Source organism: Flavobacterium hercynium (assembly GCF_002217285.1).
Classification (GTDB): domain Bacteria; phylum Bacteroidota; class Bacteroidia; order Flavobacteriales; family Flavobacteriaceae; genus Flavobacterium; species Flavobacterium hercynium.
Map to the genome: position 1 here is coordinate 1 of NZ_MUGW01000084.1, position 6,369 is coordinate 6,369.

6 protein-coding genes are annotated in these 6,369 nt (G+C 30.4%); 3 read left to right on the forward strand and 3 right to left on the reverse strand.

Features of this window, described 5'->3' with window-relative positions; all coding sequences use genetic code 11:
- The 3 genes from B0A66_RS23030 to B0A66_RS22365 form a co-directional block, all read left to right on the forward strand.
- On the forward strand, positions 1-400 hold a 400-nt coding region (locus B0A66_RS23030; RefSeq protein ID WP_165766673.1), incomplete at its 5' end, for a hypothetical protein.
- A 48-nt stretch (positions 401-448) separates the two neighbouring features.
- Positions 449-1,009 carry a Crp/Fnr family transcriptional regulator gene (locus tag B0A66_RS22360; RefSeq protein WP_089052057.1) on the forward strand — a complete coding sequence of 187 codons (561 nt, stop codon included), beginning with the start codon at positions 449-451 and terminating at the stop codon, positions 1,007-1,009.
- Positions 1,010-1,079: 70 nt separating this feature from the next.
- The gene (locus tag B0A66_RS22365) at positions 1,080-1,943 is read left to right on the forward strand and encodes an SDR family oxidoreductase (protein ID WP_089052058.1); all 864 of its coding nucleotides are present in this window, start codon (positions 1,080-1,082) and stop codon (positions 1,941-1,943) included.
- Positions 1,944-2,109: 166 nt separating this feature from the next.
- Here the strand turns inward: B0A66_RS22365 and B0A66_RS22370 are convergent, their stop codons facing one another.
- The 3 genes from B0A66_RS22370 to B0A66_RS22380 are packed head-to-tail and all read right to left on the reverse strand — an operon-like array spanning position 2,110 to position 5,767.
- A complete protein-coding gene (locus B0A66_RS22370; RefSeq protein WP_089052059.1) occupies positions 2,110-4,059 on the reverse strand; it encodes a T6SS phospholipase effector Tle1-like catalytic domain-containing protein in 1,950 nt (649 codons plus the stop codon).
- A 2-nt stretch (positions 4,060-4,061) separates the two neighbouring features.
- Entirely contained in the window at positions 4,062-5,189 is a 1,128-nt protein-coding gene (locus B0A66_RS22375) for a DUF2931 family protein (RefSeq protein WP_089052060.1), read from the reverse strand.
- Between the two features lie 53 nt (positions 5,190-5,242).
- Positions 5,243-5,767 (reverse strand): hypothetical protein, encoded by a 525-nt coding sequence (locus tag B0A66_RS22380; protein ID WP_089052061.1) that lies wholly within the window; start codon positions 5,765-5,767, stop codon positions 5,243-5,245.
- Between the last annotated feature and the right edge of the window lie 602 nt (positions 5,768-6,369).

The window sequence follows — 6,369 nt, forward strand, 5'->3', positions numbered from 1 at the left end:
ATTTATGACTCATGACAGATCTTATACCTTGTCTAAAGAAATAGAAAACGAAATAATAGAAATTTCAACCATTTACAATTTCAGTGTTATCAAAAATGAAATCATAAATGTCGATGACATCAATCTTCCAATCGAAAGAATGATAAAGATTCAAATTCAAAATATCTTGAGTAAAGTTAATATGATGGATTATGACGAAGAGTACGGAAAAAACATATTATTGAAATCAAATAATTCTAAAGGAATACTTAATTGTAAAATTTGGCATCAAGGTGACCATGTAATCGGATTAGAAATTGAGCCTAATCATATTAAAGAAAATACTTTGATTCAATTAAAAGAAAGTTTTGGAAAACAATTTGAAAATTATAAAATTATATGGACTGAAATAAGGGAATGATTTACTTTAGCAATTTAAATCAGATATTTCTAATACCTATTATAAAAAATGAATGCACTTATAGAAAAATTTAAACAATATGGTCCTCTCAGTGACGAAATTGAATATGAGCTGCTAAAAAAAATAAAGAATCAAACCAGACCTAAAGGTGATTTTTTCTTAAAACAAGGACAGATCATCACCTGTCTGTTTATGCTCGAAACAGGACTTGTACGTTCTTATTACACTATTGAAGACCGTGAGGTAAATTCCTGGTTTGGTTTTGAGAATATAATTTTAGGTTCTATAACTCCACTATTCCAACAACGTCCATCGTCTGAGAACATTCAGTTCTTAGAACCTTCTACGATTCATTATATAGAGAGCAGTGATCTTGAAGCTCTCTACAGAAAATATACTGAAATGAACACGATCGGCAGATTAATAGCAGAAGAATGCTGCAAGTTTCTAGAAGAACGTGTAAACTCATTACAAACTCAATCTGCCGAAAAAAGATATCATGCCTTACTTTCTTTTCAGCCTGATGCGGTACAAAGAATTTCTTTAGGACATATTGCTTCTTATTTGGGTATCAAACAGGAAACGCTCAGTCGGATTAGAAAGAAATAACGATTTTGACTTTTGTCAAAAAAACAAGTAAAAAGTTGCTGTTACTTTGTATCATTAAATTAAAATAATCATGATATTAATAACAGGAGCATCTGGAAATTTAGGTAAAATTGTACTTGACAATCTATTAAAGAAAATACCGGCAGAAGAAATTTCAGTCTTAATTAGAAATCCAGACAAAGCAGCATCATTTGAAAACAGAAGTATTAAGGCGCAAATTGGAGACTACGGAGATAAAGCATCAATTACAAAAGCTTTAGAAGGAGTAAAAAAACTTTTATTAATCAGCAGTAATGGTAATGATGCACTACAAGATCATAAGAATGTTATAGATGCAGCAGTTGAGTCAGGTATAAACCATATTTATTATACAAGCGGAGCTCTAAACAAAAATGCCAAGGAGTCACTTCTTGGACCTTTGACTGATTCTTATGCAACAACTGAAAATTATATTATAGAAAGCGGATTAAAATATACCATTTTCCAAAATGGACTTTATTCTGAAACTATACCGTTTTTTATTGGAGAACAAGTGCTCGAAACAGGTATTTACTTTCCTGCCGGAGACGGAAAAGCATCTTTTGCCAAAAGAGACGAAATGGGAGAAGCCATTGCCAATGTCCTGGGAGAAACAGGGCACGAAAATAAAATTTACATTACCACAGCTGTACCTTCGTATTCTTTTTTAGAAATTGCCCAAACGATTACAGAAGTCGTAGGAAAAAAAATAACATACCAAAGCCCCGATCCACAAGAATTTGAAAACCAATTAAAAGAATTCGGTATGCAGGATGAAGATATCTACTATTCAAAAATACTGGCAGCAATAATAAAAAATGATGAATACAATATTGCCATTTCAGATCTTGAAAATTTATTGGGAAGAAAACCAACTGATTTAAAAACGTATCTGAAAGAAACATTTTCAATTTAAAGTACTATCTAATAGTTATTATTCATAGAATAGGCTCAACTAAAACTGTTGAGCCTTTTTTAGAAGAGTGTCCTTTTTTAAGCAATTAAAACTTATTTGTTTAAATGATTATAAAATAGTCTAATACTTAAAATCAAATAATCTCTTAATTGAAAATCATTTACAATTATTTTTTAGGATAACATACTCTTATTCTATTATCAGCTGGTTCCATACCAAACCAGTCTCTGGTAGAAGACCAGTGAATATATTCACGTCTTAATTTTCTGAGAGCCTTTTGAGTATTTAAACTATTAATTTTGATTTCCGGAAGATCTACACAAATATCAACTTCTTCACTGTCAGTGATTGCTATTCCTTCCTGCTGCTTTCCTTCAGTTTCCTGACTGATTTTTTCCCTTTCTTCTTTTTCTTTTACTAAATCAGCATCACTTACAAATTCCCATTCCGGGCTATTCTCAAAAACATAGTCATGCAATGAACTTTTTACCTTTTCTAAAAAAGGATTATTAAGTGGATAATCTTCTACCGTTTTTCTGTTAAAAAATTGAGACATGGTTGTACCTCTACAAAAATCTTCCATGAAATGTAACGGAATATAGCTATATTCTTTTCTAATAACGCGAGTACCAGTTAACTTTAAATATAAAGGCAATTCAATTCTCTTTCCAAATATAAATTTGAAACCATGATATTCTTTCAATATTTTTAATTGCTCTTTACTATACCAATATTGATCAATTAAATCTTCTTTTAAGGCTTCAAGACCAATCGGAGGCATAGGAAGTTTTTCATCAGGCTTTAAAGCTTTCTTGTGATTGTTGTAACTATAATAACTATCCATTAAGCTTGTTCCTATCTCATCTATATACTCTTCCTCCTCATTTTCATAAGCACCGCCTATATCACAGTGAACTCCTGGGAAATTTTTTTCTATAGCCTTTTTTGGTATTTGATTAATACGGGTAAGAGCAAAATTTCGTCTGTGTTCGTCTTTTGCTGTAAAGTGTACCAATTTCTCAAACTGACTAACATCTCCTAAATCCTGAAGTCCCAACTCTTCTTCATCATTTGTAAAATTCGTCGATAAAGCCTCACTAGCTAATTTAATAAAACTTGGGTCGTCTTGAGCTTTACCATTTTCATCATAAGCTCCTAGTGCACCCATTTCGTAATAAGATGATACTGTATCATAAACCCCTATAAAACGTATGATGATTTTGACATATTCTAATTCTTCTTTTGTAACAGCACCTTTTTCTAGCAAACTATATCCTAAATGTCCTAATCTGGGCATTTTGCCATTTATGAGTCTTTTGGTATTGATCTCTAAACCATCTGCATCACCAATTGCTTTTCTATATTTTTTTTTAGTTCTTGGTTCTCCACGAACGTAGTAAGTTTCATAGCCATCTGGAATTTTTATTTCTTGAGGTTTATATGGCTTTTTTGCATTAACCTCATGTACAAAATTTCGTGCCGATGCAGCACCACGACTAAAACCAAATACATCGAGTGTGATTTGCGTTACTTTATAATTTTTATCGATTTTTTTTCGATCTAAAATCTTTTCGGCAATTCTTTCGCAGGCAAGCCGAACCCTCCTCCGTATACCGGTTTGTCCTGCACCAAAAGCAAAACCATCCTGACTGTCCTTTCTATCCTCAATGGTACCATCGCTGACACTGGTCCCCATACCTTCAATGTATATTTTATAATCTTTTTTACAACAGTTCCACATACGGGTCACATTGGTATCGTCATTGCTATAGCTGTTATCTGTACCCAGTTTATCCATATCGGTACGGTAAATACCTAATAAATAATCTTTATATTCTTTACTGTTAAATTTTGAAATATCAACACCATCCGGTATTCGAATGAGACCATCTTTTGTTAGAGATTCATAATCTTCTTTTTCTCTTTCTAAATCTTTCTCTTTTTTATCTTTTGTTAGAATACTGCGTTCATCCTCATTACGGTATTTTCTGCGCAATCTGGTATTCTCGTTATTATTAAGAGTTCCATCAATAAAGACACCATAATCAAACCATAATTCATCGTCTTTTTTGTTCTCCAGAGCAGAACCAACGTTGTAAACAAATGATTTTCCCATGATTATTTTTTTAGACTTAAATTTCTTGATTTAACTATCTTAACCTTCGTTTTTATTAATCTTATTTCTTTATCTCCTTGTCTGAGTTGTACGGTTACAAAAGAATTTAATTGATTCACTGTAAATTGCAGTTCGGACTTACCATCTTTATCTTCTTTATACATTTCTTCAAAAGCCTTTATAATTTCCTTTTCATCAAAAACTATTTCACCTCCATACCCTTGCCCTTTATCTTTACTCCAACTGTTAACTGTCCAATCAGTCCAAGTGAGATGAGCAGATTTAGGAATACTTCTTTTTGTAAATTTATTTTCCAGTAAACTTTTATCGAACCACTCTTCATTTTCACCATTAAACATTTCGATATATAATGATGTAATTTCGAACTCTTTCTTATGAGAATAAATAGGTTTCCAAGAATACCAGACTCTATAACTGTCCCATAAATTATAAGGTATAGGTTTACCTGCGTTGGCTTCTCTAACTTCCAGAGGCACAATTTGGGTATTGAGCATGGTTTTTTCCTGATATTCTTTCTGAAACTTCAATATGTCGTGATTATCCAGCTTAGCAATTTCTTCTTCAGACACAATATATTTTTCACCTTGGTATCTGCCAATTTCTACCTGTCTTCCACCACCCTTTACCCAAACTACCACCACACCTCCAGGAGCTAAACCTACAACAATAGTTGTATACGTACACTTTTTATACTCGCCTTCATCATTAAAAAAAAATCCGCTATCCTGATAACCTTCTTCAAATAGTTGTAACATTTTTTCATAATCAATAGGACTGTCTATGCTATAAAAACAGCCTTCTGCATATGACACCCAAATAAAATTAATACGATTTGGCAAAGTCTTCACGCCATAACTCCTACCTGCACCACTAGAAGCCCATTCTCCATCAGTTGTTCCTGATTCTAAACTGGCATAAGAGCCATTTCCTTCCAAACCTCCTTTATATATTTCCATAGGATATCCTAAAGGACTGCAAAGGCTTTCTTGCCACTGAAATCGAGGTGAATTTACTGTATTTTCTACAATCATCTTTTGCTGCTTATCTTGACAGGAAACTGTAAAACTCATCAGCATACCAAGAATTAGTGATTTTATCGTTTTTGTCATTTTTTATAAATCTATTTATTAAGCTTTGAAGTTAAAATATAATTAAATCCATTTTAACCTGAAAAATCATCTATGTTTAATTGTGTTACCATCATTGTAATACATAATAAAATCACAAAATAAATAACTAACTCCAAATTTGAAATCTGATCTTTTTTAAAAACATTAAAAATCAGAATACTAATCGTTACGAATATAGGATATACTATAATACAAACTAACATAATTAAAACTATGCCATAACCCTGATTATCGATATCGATATTGCCAAAAACCTGAAGAGCATTTAAAAAACCAATCAAAATAGCTGCTAATAGAATCCTGCCAAAAATTTTTCTGGTTATTTTAGGAATCTTACTTTTTATTGCTCCAAACATGAATGTTAAGAAAAAAAAAAAATTGGTAATCGTAATAATTAAATTTTTATTTTCTGAAAACTCAGCTATTTGGTATATTATTAAAACACATAAAAAATTTATAGCAGCAAAAAGGATAAAGTATTTTTTAGCAATTGGTTTCACAACATCAAAAATTGATTTCCATAAATCAACATATTCTTTCATGTATTCTTTTATCATTTTATAATTTGTTTACTTTAAAATATTAGCTACTAATAATTTATAATTTTAAAAGACTTTCTATTCTTATATCTCTACTGAAAGATAACTATTTCAATAACAAGCTAGATTTATCTGCCTTTGTTTTATTTGATTAAAAAACTCCTCTTTTATATTAAAATTTTTAGATTAAGATTACAAAATATGAAGAAACTTAAGATTAAAACTGATGTTAAAAACAATTTAATGTAGAGGTTTGAATAATTTATTTTTGAGGTAAAAATAGAAATAAAATTGTTTTTTTAATAAAAATTAACAGAATTATATTTACATTTTACAAGTAAAACAATATCAACACATTAAGGATAAAAAATACATTTTTAAGGTTTATAATTCTTAATAAAACACATCAATAGCGGTATTTTTTAATTAACTTTTTTGTTCTTCGACTTAAATTTTTACTTATTTAAATTTAAAATATTAACAAGTATAATTATATAATGCAAAAAAAAGACCAGCTCTCTACAAACCGGTCTTTTCTTACTAACTAAAACTAACTTAAAAAACTAACTAAATAAAATCTTTTCAGTGATCTGATCACTTTATATATCTAAACTATATTT